This window comes from Streptomyces sp. NPDC127119, assembly GCF_042677425.1.
Classification (GTDB): domain Bacteria; phylum Actinomycetota; class Actinomycetes; order Streptomycetales; family Streptomycetaceae; genus Streptomyces.
Map to the genome: position 1 here is coordinate 55905 of NZ_JBHXTO010000020.1, position 17082 is coordinate 72986.

General features: G+C 69.5%; 16 protein-coding genes. 11 read left to right on the forward strand and 5 right to left on the reverse strand.

All coding sequences use genetic code 11. The features are described 5' to 3' along the window. Positions 1-48: 48 nt before the first annotated feature. On the reverse strand, positions 49-888 hold the full coding sequence (locus ACFVH5_RS12400; RefSeq protein ID WP_385833489.1) for an SDR family oxidoreductase: 840 nt from the start codon (positions 886-888) through the stop codon (positions 49-51). A 92-nt stretch (positions 889-980) separates the two neighbouring features. On the opposite strand from ACFVH5_RS12400, the gene ACFVH5_RS12405 reads away from it, so the two are divergent. Further along, positions 981-1439: a winged helix-turn-helix transcriptional regulator gene (locus ACFVH5_RS12405; RefSeq protein WP_385833490.1), complete on the forward strand. Its 459-nt coding sequence runs from the start codon at positions 981-983 to the stop codon at positions 1437-1439. 194 nt (positions 1440-1633) lie between these two features. Here the strand turns inward: ACFVH5_RS12405 and ACFVH5_RS12410 are convergent, their stop codons facing one another. Further along, positions 1634-2467, reverse strand: a complete 834-nt coding sequence (locus tag ACFVH5_RS12410; RefSeq protein WP_385833491.1) for an AraC family transcriptional regulator — start codon at positions 2465-2467, stop codon at positions 1634-1636. A 44-nt stretch (positions 2468-2511) separates the two neighbouring features. Between ACFVH5_RS12410 and ACFVH5_RS12415 the strand changes: the two genes are divergently transcribed. Further along, positions 2512-3648: a hypothetical protein gene (locus ACFVH5_RS12415; RefSeq protein ID WP_385833492.1), complete on the forward strand. Its 1137-nt coding sequence runs from the start codon at positions 2512-2514 to the stop codon at positions 3646-3648. 142 nt (positions 3649-3790) lie between these two features. On the opposite strand, the gene ACFVH5_RS12420 is transcribed toward ACFVH5_RS12415, so the two are convergent. From ACFVH5_RS12420 to ACFVH5_RS12430, 3 genes are all read right to left on the reverse strand, one after another. Continuing rightward, positions 3791-4837, reverse strand: coding sequence for an SGNH/GDSL hydrolase family protein (locus ACFVH5_RS12420; protein ID WP_385833493.1), 1047 nt, complete (start codon positions 4835-4837; stop codon positions 3791-3793). A 568-nt stretch (positions 4838-5405) separates the two neighbouring features. Further along, a complete protein-coding gene (locus tag ACFVH5_RS12425; protein ID WP_385833494.1) occupies positions 5406-5972 on the reverse strand; it encodes a GNAT family N-acetyltransferase in 567 nt (188 codons plus the stop codon). Continuing rightward, positions 5969-7294, reverse strand: coding sequence for a hypothetical protein (locus ACFVH5_RS12430; protein WP_385833496.1), 1326 nt, complete (start codon positions 7292-7294; stop codon positions 5969-5971). Before ACFVH5_RS12430 ends, ACFVH5_RS12425 begins: the two co-directional genes overlap by 4 nt. 193 nt (positions 7295-7487) lie before the next feature. On the opposite strand from ACFVH5_RS12430, the gene ACFVH5_RS12435 reads away from it, so the two are divergent. The 9 genes from ACFVH5_RS12435 to ACFVH5_RS12475 all read left to right on the forward strand — a co-directional run bounded on the left by ACFVH5_RS12435 (position 7488) and on the right by ACFVH5_RS12475 (position 17076). After that, positions 7488-7976, forward strand: a complete 489-nt coding sequence (locus ACFVH5_RS12435; protein WP_385833497.1) for a hypothetical protein — start codon at positions 7488-7490, stop codon at positions 7974-7976. Further along, on the forward strand, positions 7973-8449 hold the full coding sequence (locus ACFVH5_RS12440) for a restriction endonuclease (RefSeq protein WP_385833499.1): 477 nt from the start codon (positions 7973-7975) through the stop codon (positions 8447-8449). The genes ACFVH5_RS12435 and ACFVH5_RS12440 overlap by 4 nt, the downstream gene beginning before the upstream one ends. A 947-nt stretch (positions 8450-9396) precedes the next feature. After that, positions 9397-10269 (forward strand): class I SAM-dependent methyltransferase, encoded by an 873-nt coding sequence (locus tag ACFVH5_RS12445; protein WP_385833500.1) that lies wholly within the window; start codon positions 9397-9399, stop codon positions 10267-10269. Further along, complete coding sequence (locus ACFVH5_RS12450) at positions 10259-10534, forward strand: acyl carrier protein (protein WP_385833502.1); 276 nt, start codon at positions 10259-10261, stop codon at positions 10532-10534. The genes ACFVH5_RS12445 and ACFVH5_RS12450 overlap by 11 nt, the downstream gene beginning before the upstream one ends. Further along, positions 10531-11574, forward strand: coding sequence for an Inducer of phenazine A (locus tag ACFVH5_RS12455; protein ID WP_385833503.1), 1044 nt, complete (start codon positions 10531-10533; stop codon positions 11572-11574). Before ACFVH5_RS12450 ends, ACFVH5_RS12455 begins: the two co-directional genes overlap by 4 nt. A gap of 230 nt (positions 11575-11804) precedes the next feature. Beyond that, on the forward strand, positions 11805-13976 hold the full coding sequence (locus tag ACFVH5_RS12460) for an iron-containing redox enzyme family protein (protein WP_385833504.1): 2172 nt from the start codon (positions 11805-11807) through the stop codon (positions 13974-13976). Next, complete coding sequence (locus ACFVH5_RS12465; protein WP_385833505.1) at positions 13973-15808, forward strand: carbamoyltransferase; 1836 nt, start codon at positions 13973-13975, stop codon at positions 15806-15808. The genes ACFVH5_RS12460 and ACFVH5_RS12465 overlap by 4 nt, the downstream gene beginning before the upstream one ends. A 57-nt stretch (positions 15809-15865) precedes the next feature. After that, complete coding sequence (locus tag ACFVH5_RS12470) at positions 15866-16030, forward strand: hypothetical protein (RefSeq protein WP_385833506.1); 165 nt, start codon at positions 15866-15868, stop codon at positions 16028-16030. Continuing rightward, positions 16027-17076 carry a beta-ketoacyl-ACP synthase III gene (locus tag ACFVH5_RS12475; RefSeq protein ID WP_385833507.1) on the forward strand — a complete coding sequence of 350 codons (1050 nt, stop codon included), beginning with the start codon at positions 16027-16029 and terminating at the stop codon, positions 17074-17076. The genes ACFVH5_RS12470 and ACFVH5_RS12475 overlap by 4 nt, the downstream gene beginning before the upstream one ends. The last annotated feature ends 6 nt before the right edge of the window (positions 17077-17082 follow it).

Consider the following 17082-nt stretch of genomic DNA (forward strand, 5'->3'; position numbering starts at 1 on the left):
CCGGCTTCTGACAACGGATCTCCGGCGCAGGAAACCAGCAGTTGCGCCTCAGCGAAAGGCGGCGACGCTCCGGGCGACCCAGTTGCTGAAGGGGCGCGGGGCGCGACCGAGGACTCGTTCCACGTCCGAGCTGATCCGCAGTTCGGCGGGGTTCGGGGCGGAGATGATGTCCAGGGTGTCGTCGGCGAGCTCCGGTGGCACGAATTGGGTCATCGCGGCTTTGGCCTCCTCCCGGGTGAGTTCGTGAAATCGCACCGGCGAGCCGAGCGCGGCGGCGATGTCCTGCGCCTGTTGACGGGGCGTGATCACCTCGGGCCCGGTCAGCTCGAAGATCCCGCCGGTGTGCCGGTCGTCCAGCAGGCACGCTGCCGCGACCTCGGCGATGTCCGCCGGGTCGACGACCGGAACCCCGACATCGCCGAAGGGCGCGGCGACCGTCCCGTGCCTGCGGACGGACTCCGCCCACGCCAAGGCGTTGGAAGCGAAGCCGCCCGGCCGTAGGACGGCCCATTCCAGGCCGGACTCCCTCAACGCCTTCTCCACCGCGCGCATCGCGATCCGCGACGGGCCGAGCGGCCTGGTCGCCACGCCCAGCGAAGACAGCAGGACGACTCGGCGGACCCCGCTGGCAGCAGCCAGGTCGATGATGTCGCTCGGCCTGGCTTCGGGAGCGTGCAGGTCGCCGGACAGCAGGAGGAACAGCGCCTTCGCCCCGTCCAAAGCGGGCCGGAGGCTCTGCGGATCGGCCAAGTCGGCCGACACCTGGTGGACCCCGTCCGGTACCGCCGCCGCGCGCCGTGACACCGCCGTCACCTGCTCGCCCGCTTTGGCCAGGGCCTGCGTCAAAGGCCGGCCCACATTCCCGGTAGCCCCGGTCACCACGATCATGTTCAGCTCCTAGTCCGTTGTGCACTGCGGCAACTGACGCTAAGAGGCAGGCTTACTTTTCGTAAGAACATACCCAGAGGTAAGCTCCAGACATGAGGGAAGGCGCACAGCTGACACAGGCCGAGGCGAGCAGTCGGTATGAGGTGTTTCACACCGACTGCCCTGCGCGCGACGTGGTCGACCACGTGACCAACAGGTGGGGCATCTGGGTGCTGATCTCCTTGCGGAGCAACGACCTTCGGTTTTACGAGCTGCGCGACAGCATCCAGGGCATCAGCGAGAAGATGCTCACTCAAACACTGCGCGCACTGGTTCAGGACGACCTGGTCTGGCGGAAGGTCGAACCGACGACGCCACCTCAAGTCACCTACGGGCTGACAGAGTTCGGCCAGGACGTCGGCACCCCTCTGACGGACTTGTTCGACCGCATCACACAGCGGCTGGCAGCCAGCGGGGCATCCGCCACGGAAAGGCTGAGCACAACAGGCCAAGCGCAGCAGCCGATCACTCCAGGCGCCCAGCAGCCTCGTCAACTTGACGACGGACACTGAGCGTTACAGCAGCACCATTCGCGCGTACCCCCATCACCAACGCACTCACGAGGAGTGTCACCGTCGGCCCCTCCCTCGGGCGGCCCTCGCCCACGTTCCATCGCCGCTTGTCGGCAGGTCTGTCAGCACCGCGCGGCGCCCGGGCCCGCTGGTGTCATCGCGACTGCGACGGCCCAGGCCCGCGTCCGAGCACCTCACCCTGGCCCGGTGAGGGAACTTAACTGACTCGGCTGTCGAACAGAGCCAGAGCTAGCGAGCAGGTCCTCGTCCGGCCCACTGCCGGCAGCGTGGTGCGCGGTGTCACGGAATTGTCTGGGTGAGGTGCCGGTCACGCGGCGGAACGCGGTGCTGAACGCGCTCTCGGATTCGTACCCGGTGGCGAAGGCGAGTTCGGAGATTGACCGGCTGTTACGACGCAGGGCGTCGCGGGCCAGGCTCATTCGCCACTGGATCAGGTATTCCAGTGGTGTGGTTCCGGTCTGCTTCTTGAAGGAAGCGGCGAATGCCGAACGGGACATGCGGCTGATGTCGGCGAGCTCTTGCAGGGTCCATTTGTGTCCGAGATCGGCGTGCATGGCACGCAGTGCGCCGCCGATGCCGTTGTCGTCGAGTGCTCCCAGCCAGCCGGTGGGCCGGTCGGTTTGCTCGGCGTGGGCACGCAGCACCTGAACGAAGAGGATCTGCGCGAGATGGTCCAGGACCAGTGAACGGCCGACGGCGTTGCTCTCCACCTCACTGCTGAGCAGTTCGGTCACATGCGCGAGCAGCACGCTGCGCGGGTCGGTGGCCCGGATGTGGACGAGCCGCGGCAGGATATCGATCAATATCGGGGCGTTGGGCTCGTCGAAGTGGAAGTACCCGCCGCACAGGTAGGTGTCCTCCTCGGCCTCTGAGCCGATGCGCGCCACCCCGTTCGTGGCGCTCCTCCGCAACGTCTCCGCCGGCTGCGCTCGCGCGGTGAGGCTGCTGGCCATCCGGTAGGACGGCGGGTTGCCCAGGAGGTAGAAGTCGCCCTCGCGCAGGTGCACGGGCTCGCGCCCGTCAGTGGGTCGGCTCGGATCCGGACTGCGGTGTGGCGCGGGCCCTGCTGTCGCTGGTGGCCGGTGACCGGTGGGACGAGGCCACCCTGAAGAAACAGCTGGTGATCGCGCACCGGGACGCGCTGGCCGTCGGTGAGCGGGAGGCGAGCCTGGTGTACGGGGTGTTCCTGCACACTCATCGGCAGTACCGGCTGACGGCCGATCATCTGGTGGGGCACTTCGCCCGGTGGCCGGCCGACGAGCTGGCCGGGCACATGCTGGGCGCGTTCTCCGCCTGCGGGGACTCCGTCTACCGCGCACGGGGTGAGGAACTGACAGAGCAGCAGGCGGCGGTGGCAGGACCGGACAGCTGGCCATGGACGAACTGGCTGGCCGCTGCCAGGGCCGAGCAGGGCAGGGCGAGGGAAGCGTACGAGCTGGCCGAGCACGCACTTCAGCTGTTTCCCCGCTCCGGTGTGGCCGTGCACGCCCTCGCGCACGCCGCACACGAACTGGGTACCGGGGCCGCCTGCGCCGGCTTCCTGGACCAGTGGCTGCGCACCGACCCGCAGGCGGAGCAGTCACGGCACCTGAACTGGCACGCGGCCCTGCAGTCCCTCGCCTGCGGCGACTTCCCGGACGCGCGCCGACGGGCGGACACGGCCCTGGCGGGCACGGATGTCGGCATGCGGGCCGCGACCAACTGGCGCCTGCTCCTGGTCGGCCAGTCACCGGCCGGCCGCAGCGCCCCGGAGCGCATCAGGGCGCTGCTCGCCGCACCGGGTGGGACAGCGGAGATCTTCCACACGTTCAACCTGGCGCTGGCCCTGGCGGTGGAGGCCGCCACCGACGACCTGCACGCTCTGGCCCGCCGGACGGCCGCCGACGAACGCCCCGACTACCGAGAAGTCCTGGCTCCTGTCGTGCGGGCACTGGCGGAGATCACCGCGGGCCGCCCCCGCGCCGCGGTGGACCTGCTGACCGGCCTGGGACAGGAGACCGAACGGATCGGCGGCGTACGGGTCGAGCGTGAAATCATCCAGGACACCCTCGCCCGCGCCCTCGTCGATACGGGTGAGCACGCCCGCGCGGCCCAACTGCTGCACCACCGCCACGCCACCCGCCGCCACCACACCTACGAGGACCTCCTTCTCACCCCCCGCCCCAACATCCCGGCGCAGGAGTCCTGAGCATCAGCTCTGCCCCGTGTGTGTTGTCCCTCGGTGAGGCCCCAGGCCATCGACCTGGGGCCTCACCGAGGGACGTTGACGGGAGCCGGGATCGCGCGGTGAGTGTGCGGGTTCCTGTTCTCCGCTGAGGGCTGTGTCCCTCTTACCGGTTCAGGACCTGCTCGACCGTGTCGGCGACCTGCTCGGCCTGGATGTCGCGGCCCTTGTCATTGGGGTGCAGGTACCAGGGGAGTTTCTGGCCGAGGTCGATCCCGGAGGGTTCCAGCAGTCCGCCGACGCCCCGGTCGGCGCCGTCGCACGCGGTGTTGTTGCCGGTCTGGTCGTAGAGGTTCACGAAGTCGGCACCGCCATCGATGTCGGCGGCAACCTTCTTCATCGTGTCGTCCAGGCGCTTCTGGACCTGGTCCAGGACCGGCAGGGCGTCCTGTGGGATGTCGGCGAACGGCAGCTCGGTCTGGCCGGGCGCCGGGGTCAGGCACTTGGCGGTGTCCTCGGGCACGAGCCTGGGGTAGCCGACCAGGACACGCTTGGCGTCGGGAGAGAAGTACCCGATGCGTTCGAGCAGTTCCTCCAGGTCCCATCCGACCCGCTCGAACCGGTCGTCCAGCCACTGCTTTCCGTCCCCGGACGTGAAGAACTCGCCGCACTTGGCGGCCGGTACGTCCTCGTCCACCGGCCCTCCCGGCAGCAGTGTCCCCTCCTCGCCACGGAGTTTGTCGGAACACTGCTTCAGGATGCGGCTGAAGCCCACCGTGTTGCCGCCCATGCTGCCCACGGCCAGCTGGGTGTCGGGCTTGAGCGCGTCCTGCTGCGCAGGGAACTCTCCGAGGCCGAAGGGCAGTTCCTGCTTCTCCCAGAAGTGATGGGTGAGCGCGCCTCCGCAGGAGACGTCCGACTGGACATCGAGCATGACGCCCCTGTCAGCGAGGCGCCGGGCGGCGACGGCGGGATAGTTCTCCTTCGCCTGGAAGCAGAAGAACCTTGCTTCGCCTTCGTGGTTCACGGGAGCGATGCCGTAGTTGGCGGTGTAGGAGTCGCCGAAGAAGACCGTCGGTACCGGGTCTGCGGGCGCCGCGCCGGCGCTGGCCGCCGGGACGGCGAGCGCCAGGCAGCTGCCCAGTGCGACGGCTGCGGCGGCCAGCCGCCGTGCCACTGGAGTTTTCGTCGTCGTGCACATGGCCGAGGACATGCCGGTGCCCTTTCATCAAGGCTCACGAGGAGAGGTGAACGATCCGGAACTCTCCGTATTCACTCACCAACGGAACGTAATGTTCCAGTTGGTGTGAATCAAACCGGATGTTCTTGGACAGGTCCTCGCCCGTGCCCATCTCGCCTGCTCAGCAGGGGTGCCGGGGAGGCGCGGCAGACGAGCCCGGCGGTGATCATGACCCGAAAGAGGCGGAGCTTGCCCATGCGCCGCGCGGACCCGGCGGCACGGCCGTGCGCTGAAGAGGCGAAGGCGCTCGGCATGCGCCGACCCCGCCGTGCAAAGGAACGACTATCGAAGGCGCGTTCCGTGACCGACAAGGCCGCTTCTGCATACCTGGCCGAAAGCCCCCTGCGCGGCCGACGTCTCCACTGGGGGCTGCCGTCCGCGTTGCGGGCGTAGTACCGCAGAGCTGCGGCGATGTTGGCCGCATCGGCCAGCCGCAGGGCGCCGATGGCGGGCTACCACCTTCTCCCAGCCCGTAGGGATCGTGTACGCGGACCTGGCGCCGCGGGTGGCGTGGGCGCGCGGCGTGCGGCGTGCGGCGTGGTCATCGCGCGGCGCTGTCGACGTGGAGGAGGAGCAGGTCGTAGACGGTTCCGCCGGGCTCGTTGCGGTAGGGGCCCGCGTGTTTGTAGCCGAGGTGTTCGTACAGGGTCCGGCCGGCGGTGTTGTCGGGGCGGACCAGCAGGGAGGCGTAGTCGGGGTTGATGGCTTTGAGGAGTTCCGTGTGGAGGCGGGAGCCGATGCCCTGGGACTGGCGGGCAGGGGTGACGGCGAGTTCGCACAGGCCCATGAGGCGGCCCGCGCGGACGTGTTCGGGGATCTGGGGCAGGAGTTCTCCGTACCAGTACTGGGGTGTGCACGGGAAGGCGTAGCCGAAGCCGACCATGGAGCCGCCGGCGTAGGCGGCGACCAGGATGAAGCCTTCGTGGCGCAGGTGGCCGGTGATCTGGCGGCGCAGCGTGACGGCGGACAGCCCGTCGGTGGTGGCTCCCGGGGTGTTGACGATTTCCGGGTGCGCGTCGGACCAGAGGTCGGCGATGGTGTCGAGCATCGACGGGACCTGGCCGGGGCAGTGGGTGCGGATCACGACGTCTGTCTGGATGCTGGTCATGCCTGTCCTCCTCCGGTGGTGAGGGCGGTGGTGTATTCGTCGATCCAGTCGGCGACCGCGGGAACGCGGCCGTGTCGCTGGAGTGCGCTGGCGACGTTGTGCAGGGCCTGCAGCAGTCGGTCGGAGCGCACCTGGGGAAGGAACGCGAGGACTCGTCCCGCGGCTTCGACGGCCGCTTCCGGTTCGGGACGCTCCCGCACCGCCTGCTGGATCGCGACGTCGGCCGTGTACAGGGCCCGGTTCCTTCTGAAGGTGTCGCCGTGCAGGAGCACGGCCTGTTCAGCGCCGGAGGCGGCGCGTGCGTGCTGGCCCAGGTCGGCGCGGGCGAGGCATTCCAGGCCGGCGAGCTCACCAGGTGCGTAGAAGTCGAGCCAGGACGGATCGGCGTCGGCGGGGCCCTTGGCGTAGAGGGCGTGGGCACGGACGATCGACCTGTCGGCGGCATTGGCGTCGCCCATCAGCGCCCAGCCGCCGGCCTCCCGCATGAGGAGCAGGGAGAGCAGCCGGGGGGAGCCGAGGTGACGGGCCGCTGTCTGTGCGCCCTGCGCGGCGGCGATTGCCTCGCGGGGCCGCCCCGATGCCTTGGCGAGCGCGGACAGCGCGCAGAAGGCGTGTGCCTCCAGCCGGGGGTCGCCCGCGATCCGGGCGGCGGCGAGCGCTTCGCCGTACAGCGAGTGGGCGTCGGCTGCACGGCCTGAGTCGTAGGAGAGCCATCCGGCGGCGATCGACAGGGTGCCGGTCGCCGAGCGTAACTTCGACTCGGTGCCGCTGGTGTACGTACCGGACTGGAGCCACTGGTAGGCGGTGTGCAGCGCTTGGGACGCGGCCTGGCGCAGCGGCGCGGAACCGTGGTCGTGGTCGTGCGCGTACAGCGTGGTCACGGCTTCGTTGACGGCGCGTACCTCGCTCGCCCCGATCCTTCCCGGCGTCTGCCCGGTGCCGAGCGGCAGCGCCAGGATCGCGTCCGCACCGCCCGGCCCGAAGCCGCGCCAGTCCCCCGGATCCTCGCGTGCCCCGTACGGTCCCTGTGGGCCGGTGGCGGGCAGTGCGGGCCGTGCCGGTGCGGGCAGGTGGAAGCCGAGGTCGGCCATGCTCCGCCCGCCCGTCATCGCGGTCAGGATGCGCTGGTAGACGGCGCGCGGACAGAGGACCGTCCCGTCTTCCCAGTCCGCCACGAGCCGTGGTCCACAGGCGACGTTCTCACCCGTCGACTCCCCGACGGCGTTGACCCTCCTGGCGAACTCGCTCCGGCTTATCTGGAATTCGAGTTCGCGGACAGCCCGCAGCCTGGTGTTGGGGACGGGTTTGGGGTGGGCGGCCATACCAACTCCGGGTCCGCGGGTCGACGAGGTGCGGAGACCGTACCGCTCCCCCCGATGCGCGTGCTCCGGCCCTGACGGCGGTTCACCCGGGCGAGGCCGACTTGCATCGCTCTTTCATCGGTTGCTCATCGCACCGCGATACGCGCTGCTGATTGCGTAGACCGTGACATAACACCCAATCAGGGAGAGCGTGATGGCGAACGCCTTTGCCGCGAGTACCGCCAATGCCCGGAGACCCGCCGATCCGACCTGGCACGAGCTGGCCGCGGTCACCGGTGCCAAACGGATGCTGTGGCTGCGCAGTCGCACCCGCTGGGCGCCGTGCGGCCTGGAGTGGGACACGGTGGCGGTCGAACCGATGGTGGCCGCGCTGGATGCGCTCACCGCGATGCGCGCGGGCACCCGGCACGGCTACCAGGTCCTGGCCGACCACCTGAGCGACCGTCTCTACATCGCCGTACCGACGCACGGCGCAGACGCTTTCGGAGACATTCCCGGAGTCCGGGTGCTGTCCGTCGGTCACCAGTTGCTCATCCCGAACACGCCGAAGGAAGGCACGATCGTGGCCGACTGGATCAGCTACCCGCACGGAAGCACACCACTCTTACTCGCCGGGGCCCGGCTCGCCGCCTGCCTGCGGGAATGCAGCGTGCCCACGGATGCGAAGGCGACCGAGCGGTGAACGGGCACACCGTCCCGCACGGCCCGCACGGCCGCATCGGCGCGGAGATGCCGCCGCCCGACCGCACCATGCACGAACACCTGGTCCGAGCAGTGCTGACGTGGTCCGATCCGGCAGCGTTACAGCCCGGCGACTACGAACAGGTAGGGCTCCTGCTCACCGGCGCCGCCTATGCCGTCGCCGCCGATGTACGCGAACACGCGGCCAGACTGCCCGGCGACGACGGGCGCCGTCTGCTGGCCGAGATCGTCCTGGACGAGGCAGACGCCCGTCTCTCCCAGCGCTCCCGCACCCTGCACGCAGTGCAGAACAAGGCCAGCGTGCTGCGCGCGCTGTACGAACGCCTGGAGCGACTCCACACATCCGCGCCCGCCGCGAAGGCGACTGCCACGCCGAACCGGCCTCCTGACACGCGATCAGCGGCGTTTCCCGCCCCACCTGGGACGAGAGGACCGATGCCGCTGTTGCGCTGACCGGTCCGCTTCCGGCCCGAGGTGATGTCACGGTGCCGGGGCAAGAGACACGCCCGTGTCCTGCCGCCGGGGGCGGGGGGGGCCGGTTCACAGGTTCCAGCCGTCGCCCCCTCACGGGCGTCCGGCACCGACACCGCTGCCGGGCCGCCCCTTACCGGGCGCTCCAGCGCCTTTCGGCTCAAGCCCCCTCCTGGAGGGGGCACACCCCTCATGCTCATCACCTCCACGAGCGACGACATCACGGCTGTCATCAGCCCGCACGGGGAAGTCGACGTCGACACCCTGCCCGCATCCTGCCTCCGCTCGAAAGCTGCCGGAGTCCGTCACTCAGGCGACCTGGGACGTGCGGACGGCCCGGTTCGAGAACGTCGCGGGTCTGCATCCGTTCATCCACCAGCGGCCTGCCTGGACACGGGCGAACTCGCACCGGCACCGGATTGCACCGGCGGACGCTGTATCTGCTCCAGCCGGCCTGGAAACCGCTCTCCCCCTGCCGCTGGAACGAGTTCCTGCCGCAGAGTCCGGCAGCGGCTGCTGCCGGAGATCCAGGCGCCCCGAGCCGCTCACGTCCGCCCGGCGGTGCGCCGGGCCACTGTCCGCCCCGGCAACTCCGGGTACTCGCGAGCGTTCAACGCGTGAACGCCTCGATCATGAGATCCCGTTCCCTTCTGACCCCCGGACGGTTTGTATGGAGGGGAACGGTGCTCCACTCGGTCACGGGAATTCCCCTTCTCGTACTGGGGAGCACGCCGTCTAGTCGGGCGGAGCAGATTTCTGCCGCCGCGCATTCGCATGCTGTGGCAGCAGTGCGAATCCGCTCGCGCCGTCCGGCACGTGCCACTTCTGCCGAGGGTCATCCGGAACAACTCCAGTGTTCGTTCCGCCTCTTCGGTGTGCGCTCACCATTCATTCATGGAGATCTGTCCCCACGCAGACCGGAGGTTTGTATGAGCAAGGACTTGGAAGGATTCGACACCCTGAGCACGTACACGATCGCGTCGTCCGACTATCTCGTGGCCGCGGAGGAATTCTGGGGTTTCGTCTCGGACGACACGATGTCACAGCTCGATCTGCGGCCCGGAAACCGCGTCCTGGACTTCTGCTGCGGGCCGGGCCCCATGACGATCCGGACCGCCGAACGCGTCGGCCCCACGGGTTACGTGGAAGGCGTGGACATCCTGGACGAGATGCTCGACATCACCCGGCGCAGGGCCGATGAACGTGGGCTGAACCACGTGACGGTCCGGCACGGCGACGTCGACACGCTGCCGCCGGGGGACGCCTCCTTCGACGTCGTGAACTGTTCGCTGGGCATCTACTTCGCCAAGGACATGGCCCGGACGCTCTCCCTGTTCTGGTCGTACGTACGGCCCGGCGGACAGCTGGCGATCACCACCATCGGCCGTCGGCTCTTCGAACCGGTCCTGCCCGTCTTCTTCGAGGCATGCCGGTCCGAACAGCCCGGGATGGGCACGTACTTGCCCTGGACCCGCACGGAGGACCCCGACGTCCTGCGCTCACTGCTGGACGAGGCGGGCGTCCCCGGCGCCGTCGTGACCACCCGCGACACCCCCATGCCACTGGCGACCCCCGAGGCGTGGTGGCCGGTCGTGCACGGCAGCGGACTGCGGAGTCTGGAGGAGGAACTGGGCGCCACCGCCGAGACGGCGGTCCGGCGAAGGTGCGAGGAGTGGCTCACGGAACAGAACGTCACCGAGATCAACGTCGGCACCGTACGGGCCGTCGTCACCAAGAACGCGTCGGCGGACGGGCCCCGTGTCCAGCACCGCTCAGGAACAGGAGAGAACCATGCTCAGTAGGACCGAGGTCGAAACCCTGACCGTCAAGGCGATCACGGAGATCCTCGAAGAGGACGGGGACACCCCGCCTCCGATATCCGGTGACGCCACTCTGCCGGAACTGGGAGTGAGTTCCCTGGTCTTCGCCCGAGTAGCCATCGAGCTGGAGGACGAATTCGGTGTCGACCCGCTCAAGGACGGCCCGGGCACGGAAAGCGAACCGTGGACGGTGGACGACCTCGTGGACACCTACGTAAGGGCTCTGGCGGAACAGGGGTCGCGGTGAAACTGCACCGATATGAGCTCACACCGCAGATGAAGCAGTACGACGATTTCGACAACCGCGGGCATACCCGCTATCTGCCGTATCTGATGTACTTCAACCACGCGGACTACCGCTCGGACGTACTGAACACCGACCGGTTCGGTTTCCGTTTCACCCACGGCCCCACCGGCCGCGCGGCACTGGACGGAGAGGCGGCGCGAGGACCGGTCCGACTGTTCGTGGGGAGTTCGGTCGCCCTCGGGATCGGCGCGACCAGCGACGCGACGACCATTCCGTCCTTTCTGTGGTCGCGCTACGCGCCGTCCACCCCATGGCTCAACTTCAGCGGCCGCAGCTTCAACTCGGTCCAGGAGCTGATCCTGATGCTCCTGTACCGCCACCTGCTGCCGAGGGTCGAGGAGATCGTCATCCTCTCCGGTGTCAACAACCTTCTCCTCAGCAGGCTCCCCGCCTGGCAACACGGCGAGCACGGCGCGTTCTTCTACTGCAACGAGTACTTCCAGCACATGGAGGAACTGCGCGCTCACCACCGCAGGCCGGGCCGCAAGCTGTGGGGCCGAGCATCCCGCACCCAGAGTCCCGCACCGGGCGCCGACGCATCGGCGCCGGTCCCTCAGCTGTCCGAACTGATCTCCCATGCGACTTCGCTCACGGAACGGCACGTGGACGGATGGCGTCAGCTCGCCGCCGCGACCGGTGCCCGCGTCTCGTACGTGCTGACCCCTCTGGCGCCATGGGTCAGGCAGGACCCGTCCGAGGAGGAGGCCACCCTCTTCGACGAGCTGGACAGGCTGTCCGGCTTCGGCGTCCCCCTGGACGAGATGTTCGGCGAGATCGCCACACTCGGCGCAGGGCGGCAGTACGCACAGGCGGTGCGCGAGGTGTGCCACAAGCAGGACGTGCGGTTCCTGGAGATCGCTCCGCTCATCGCGGAGGCAGCCGGGCCCAAGGACTGGCTCTTCGTCGACCGCGGTCACTTCACCGATCAGGGCAGCGACCTCTTCGCCCGCATCCTCGCGGATCAGTTCTCACTCTCCTGACTTCGACTCTCCGGAAAGGGGGTGCGTTTCCAGTGCGGTGGTTCCGCGATGTCGTCGCCCGGCTGCTCGGGCGCAAGAAAAAGAAGCAGCAGGACGGCTCGATCTACCCGATGTTCTGAACCGTGCGCATGGACGCCACGCCTCCGGGCGACAGGTGACCGGGCGCTCCACGGAAGGAAGAGGAAACGATGTCCGCTCATGTGGCAGAGACGCCGCGGGAGACAGCGGCGATGACAGACGACTCCGCGTACCGGTCGCTCTACCACCGGGCCACCGATCCTGAGGGAGTCTTTCCGAACGAGCCCTGGGCAGAGGGGATCCGCACCGAGATACGCAGGCTGCGGGAGGCCGGCTCCGCACCGTCGGACCTGGACGCGCTCCGGTTGCGCGTCGCGGACTGGGCCGACGGTGAACGGCGCCGCTACCTGGACTTACGCAGCGGGAAGGAGGAGACGGACGCCGTCCTTTCCGAGCGAGCCGCGCTCGCCTGCGCCCCGCTCGCTGTGCAGGACGGGGCGTGGCTGCAATGGTTGACCTCACCCGGCAGGGCCGACACCGAGTCCGCTCTCGCACTGCTGGCAGTGTTCGCGTCCGATGTCGGGGTGGGACGTCCGCGCGCCTCCCGCGGCAGCGCCTACGTGTCCTTGCTGCGGGACGCGGGACTCGCCGAGTACGCGGTGCCCGCCTCGCGCCTCTCCCTCGACCGCCGGATCGCCGACCGTAACTTCTACCTTCCCGCCCTGCTGCTGGCCATGAGCCGCCTCCCCGACGACTTCCTGCCGGAGATCCTCGGTGCCGATCTCTGTCTGCACGCGGCGGGCATCCTGCCGCCGCTCACCGCGATGAGGGCATCGTCGGGCGACGACAGCCGGGGCACGGAAACGTCGGCCGGCAGCTGCGAGGACACCCGGCAGACGACCTCCGAGGCAGCCGATCGCCGCTGGGAAACGGTCCGCTCCTGTTCGGTCTCCCACACACAGGAGACCGACCGGGTCGCCGACGGCTTTTCCTGGGCATGGGGTGCGCTGCGCCGCTGGAACCACGCCGTGTACGAGGACCTCGAACGCTCCCGCGACCCCGCCTACGCCATGGCGGAACTGCTGCGGGCACGGGCGGGGGAAGGCTCCGTCTACCATCACCGCTACCGCCTGTCCGGGCGCCCCCTGTCCGACTGGCTCCTGGAGTGCCAGGACGACCCGACGGACTTCCTGAACGCCCTCGCCGCGAGTGATCTGGTACGGCCGGGACACGCCCGGAGGAGCCGCCTCGTCAACGGGCTGGTGCTCCAGCGGGGGCCGATGTTCCGGATCTTCTCGCCGCAGGACCTGGCGGTGATCCGCCGCTGGATCGACTCCCTTCCGGCGGAAAGCGATCCGTATTCCGCGTCGGAGGTGGCGGCACCCGCCCCGTCCTGTCCGGTGCCGCCGTCGCTGCGGCCCCGTGTGCAGCGGCCCACCGCCGAGGGCCCGGCCCCGACAGACCTCAGGTCCGCCTACCACCTGCTGCAGCACCGCCGCCAGACACCCGCGCTGCGCCGGTACACGGCCGACTATGTCCGTGGGTGGCTGGGGCGCGCGCGCCACGGCATCGACCGGGACCCCCGGGCGCTGCCGAGGACGTGGCCGGCCGTCGGCCTGCGTCCCTGGCTCTCGGACCAGCACCACCGCCACAACCTCGAATGGGAGTCGGAACTCGACACCCCGCTGCCCTCCCGCGACGAGCTGATCGACTCGACCGTGCAGCTCGCGCCGCTGACCCTGATCGACGGTGCTTGGCTCCAGGGGTTCACCGACTACGAACTGGCGTCGTCCGAGCACGGATGCTTCCTGTTCGAGACGTACTGGGACGAACTCGGAAATGGCGTGACCAGCCTGAACCACCCTCTGATCTACCGTCAGGTGCTGGCCGGTATGGGCGTCGAGCTGCCCGCGACGGCTTCGGAGGAGTTCGCACGGTGGCCGGGGTTCGACGAACGCTCCTTCGCCCTGCCGGTCTACTGGCTCTGCGTCGGGCGGTATCCGCAGACGTTCCTGCCCGAGGTGCTCGGCCTCAATCTGGCCATGGAGCTCTCCGGCGTGGGTGGAGGGTACCGGCGGGCGCACACGGCGCTGCGGAAGTACGGCTTCAGCACGCGGTTCGTCGACATCCACAACACCATCGACAACGTCGCGACCGGCCACTCCGCATGGGCGGCCGACGCGCTCGACGCCTACCTGGCCTCGGTCCTCAAGACCCACGGGACCGAAGCTCAGGCCGCGGCCTGGCAGCGGGCCCGTACCGGATTCCGGTCGCTCGACCCGCCGGGCGGCTGGGCGGCCAGACGGGCCGGCCGACGCGCGCTCAGGTCGGGCTCGCGGCGTTCCGGTGATCTCGCAGCCTCCGGCGGGGTGCGTGGGACATGACGGAGCTGATTCTGGGCATCTCGGCGTTCTACCACGACAGCGCCGCGGCACTGGTGGCCGACGGCGTCCCGGTGGCCGCCGCACAGGAGGAACGGTTCAGCCGCAGGCGGCACGATCCGTCCTTCCCCGCCAATGCGGTCCGCTACTGCCTGCGTGAGGCGGGCGCCGGACTGGGCGACGTCTCGGAGGTGGCCTACTACGAGGACCCGGTGCAGAAGTTCCGGCGCGTCATGGCGACGTTCGTGGGCACGGCACCGCGCGGGTACCCCGTTTTCCGGGACCGGCTGCCCGAGTGGACCACATGGAGGCTGCGCGCCGCGGACACGGTGCGCCGGCAGTTGGCGCGACTCGGCGCTGGTCCGGTACCGGACGTCGTGTGCCAGGAGCATCACGAGTCGCACGCGGCGTCCGCCTTCCTGCCCAGTCCCTACGCATCCGCGGCCGTACTGTCCGTGGACGGGGTCGGCGACTGGGCCACCACCACGATCTGGCACGGCCGGGGCAGCACCCTGGCCAAGCGTGCGGAGATCCGCTTCCCGCATTCGCTGGGCCTGCTCTACTCCGCGTTCACCTACTTCTGCGGCTTCAAGGTGGACTCGGGAGAGTACAAGCTGATGGGACTCGCCCCGTACGGCACACCGCGCTGGGCCGACATCATCCGGCGCGAGCTCATCGACATCAAGCCGGACGGTTCGTTCCGGCTGAACCTGCGCCACTTCTCCTATCTGCGCGGCCGGACGATGACAGGACGCGGCTTCGAGGAACTGTTCGGCGGAGAGCGCCGGCTGCCGGAGCAGCCCCTCACCCAGCGCGAGTTCGACCTCGCGGCGTCGGTGCAGGAAGTCGTGGAGGAGGTGCTTCTCCGGCTGGCCAGGACCAGCCGGGACCTCACGGGTGAGGAGAACCTCTGCCTCGCCGGCGGCGTCGCGCTCAACTGCGTCGCCAATGGAAAGATCTCGGAGGCGGGAACCTTCGACAGCCTGTGGGTCCAGCCGGCCGCCGGTGACGCCGGGGGCGCCCTGGGGGCCGCCCTGTCGGCCGCCGCGCGGCACGGTGCGGCACGCACCCACGTGGGCAGCGGAGCGGACGCCATGTCGGGCGCTCTGCTCGGGCCCGCTTTCGACGACCGCGAGATGGCCGCGTATCTCGATCGCCATGCCGTTCCCCACAGCCGTCCCGGCCGGCATGAGCTGGTGGAGGAGGTGGCCGCCGCTCTGGCGGACGGCAAGGTGGTGGGCTGGTTCCAGGGCCGGATGGAATTCGGCCCACGCGCCCTGGGCTCCCGCTCGATCCTCGGTGACCCCCGGGACCCGCGCATGCAGTCCACCATGAACCTGAAGATCAAGTTCCGTGAGTCGTTCCGGCCGTTCGCTCCCGCCGTGCTCGCACAGGACGCCGGCGACTACTTCGACCTGCGGCAGGACAGCCCGTACATGCTCATGGTGGCCGGTCTCTCGGACGGTCAGCGGGTGGCGGACCCGGACCTCGCGGGGGCAGAAGGTCTCGACCTGCTCCGGGTGGCCCGGTCCACCGTCCCCGCGGTCACCCACGTCGACTCGTCCGCGCGCGTGCAGACCGTCCATGAGCGCACCCATCCGCTCTTCCACGATCTGCTCACGGCCTTCCGGCGGCGCACGGGCTGCCCGGTGCTGGTCAACACCTCTTTCAACGTGCGTGGCGAACCGATCGTGTGCACACCGCAGGAGGCGTACGCCTGCTTCATGCGTACCGACATCGATCTGCTCGCGCTGGGCGGACATCTGGTGCACAAGGACCGGCAGCCGCAGTGGCGGGAGGCCGCCGACTGGCGCGAGGAGATCCCTCTGGACTGACCCCTCGCGCCCGCCCGAGCACGACCTGTTCCCTTCGAACGATCGAGGTCGACGCATATGAGGAAGCTGTCGCTGTCACTCTTCTCCTTCTTGTTCTACTTCCTGGTGTTCTCACCGCTGAGTCTGCTGGTCCGGCTGTTCCACGATCCGCTGCGCCGCGGGTGGAACCCCTCGGCGGACCATTACTGGCACTACCACCGCCCCGCGGGGAGCGAGCGATGACGAAGGACCTGACGGCAGCCCCCGCTCCCGCATCCGTGATCACCGGCATCGGGTACTGGCTGCCGCCGACCGTGCTCACCAACGACTCACTCGGGGACCGGCTGGGCACCTCGGCCGAGTGGCTGAGCAGCCGTACGGGCATCAGCAGCCGGCATGTCGTCGCACCGGGCACATCGACCGCCGACCTCGCGGTGAAGGCGGGGCGGAAGGCGATGGAGTCCGCGGGGACCGACCGGGTCGACGCGGTACTCGTGGCCACGGTGACCCCGGACCGGGTCTGCCCACCGGTTGCCCCCGAGGTCGCCGCCCGGCTGGGACAGCCGGGGACCGCGGCCTTCGACGTGGGCGCGGCCTGCAGCGGGTTCCTCTACGGCCTCGCGGTGGCACGCGGTCTGATCGCGGCGCGCACCGCCCGACAGGTCCTGGTCGTCGGCGCGGAGACGATGACGTCCATCGTCGACCCGCAGGACCCCGCCACGTCGGCCATCTTCGCCGACGGTGCCGGAGCCGTGGTCCTGCGGGCCGGTGGACCGGACGAGCCGGGAGCCGTCGGGCCGGTGGTCCTCGGCAGCGACGGTTCCTGCGCCGACCTGATCGAGGTACCGGCAGGCAGGTCCCGGCACTCCCCGCCCGCTGGATCGGACAGCCCGGCCGAGACCCAGTACCTGGCGGTGTCGGGCCCCGACGTCTTCCGCAAAGCGGTGGCCCGTATGGCGGCCGTGTCGCGCAGCGCCACCGAGGCCAGGGGGTGGGAACTCCAGGACGTGGACCGGGTGGTGCCCCACCAGGCCAACGCACACATCCTGGCCGCCGTCACCCGCAAACTCGGCGTCCCACCCGACCGCGTGGCGTCCAACATCGAGCACGTGGGAAACACGTCCGCCGCGTCCATTCCGATCCTGCTGGCGCAGGACGCCGCCGACGGCCGGATCAAGCCCGGCGACAAGGTCCTTGCCACCGCGTTCGGTGCGGGACTGACCTGGGCGGCCACCACCGTGGTGTGGCCGGAACTGCCGAACGTCCCCGAACCCGCCACCCCTGTGTGAGGAGCT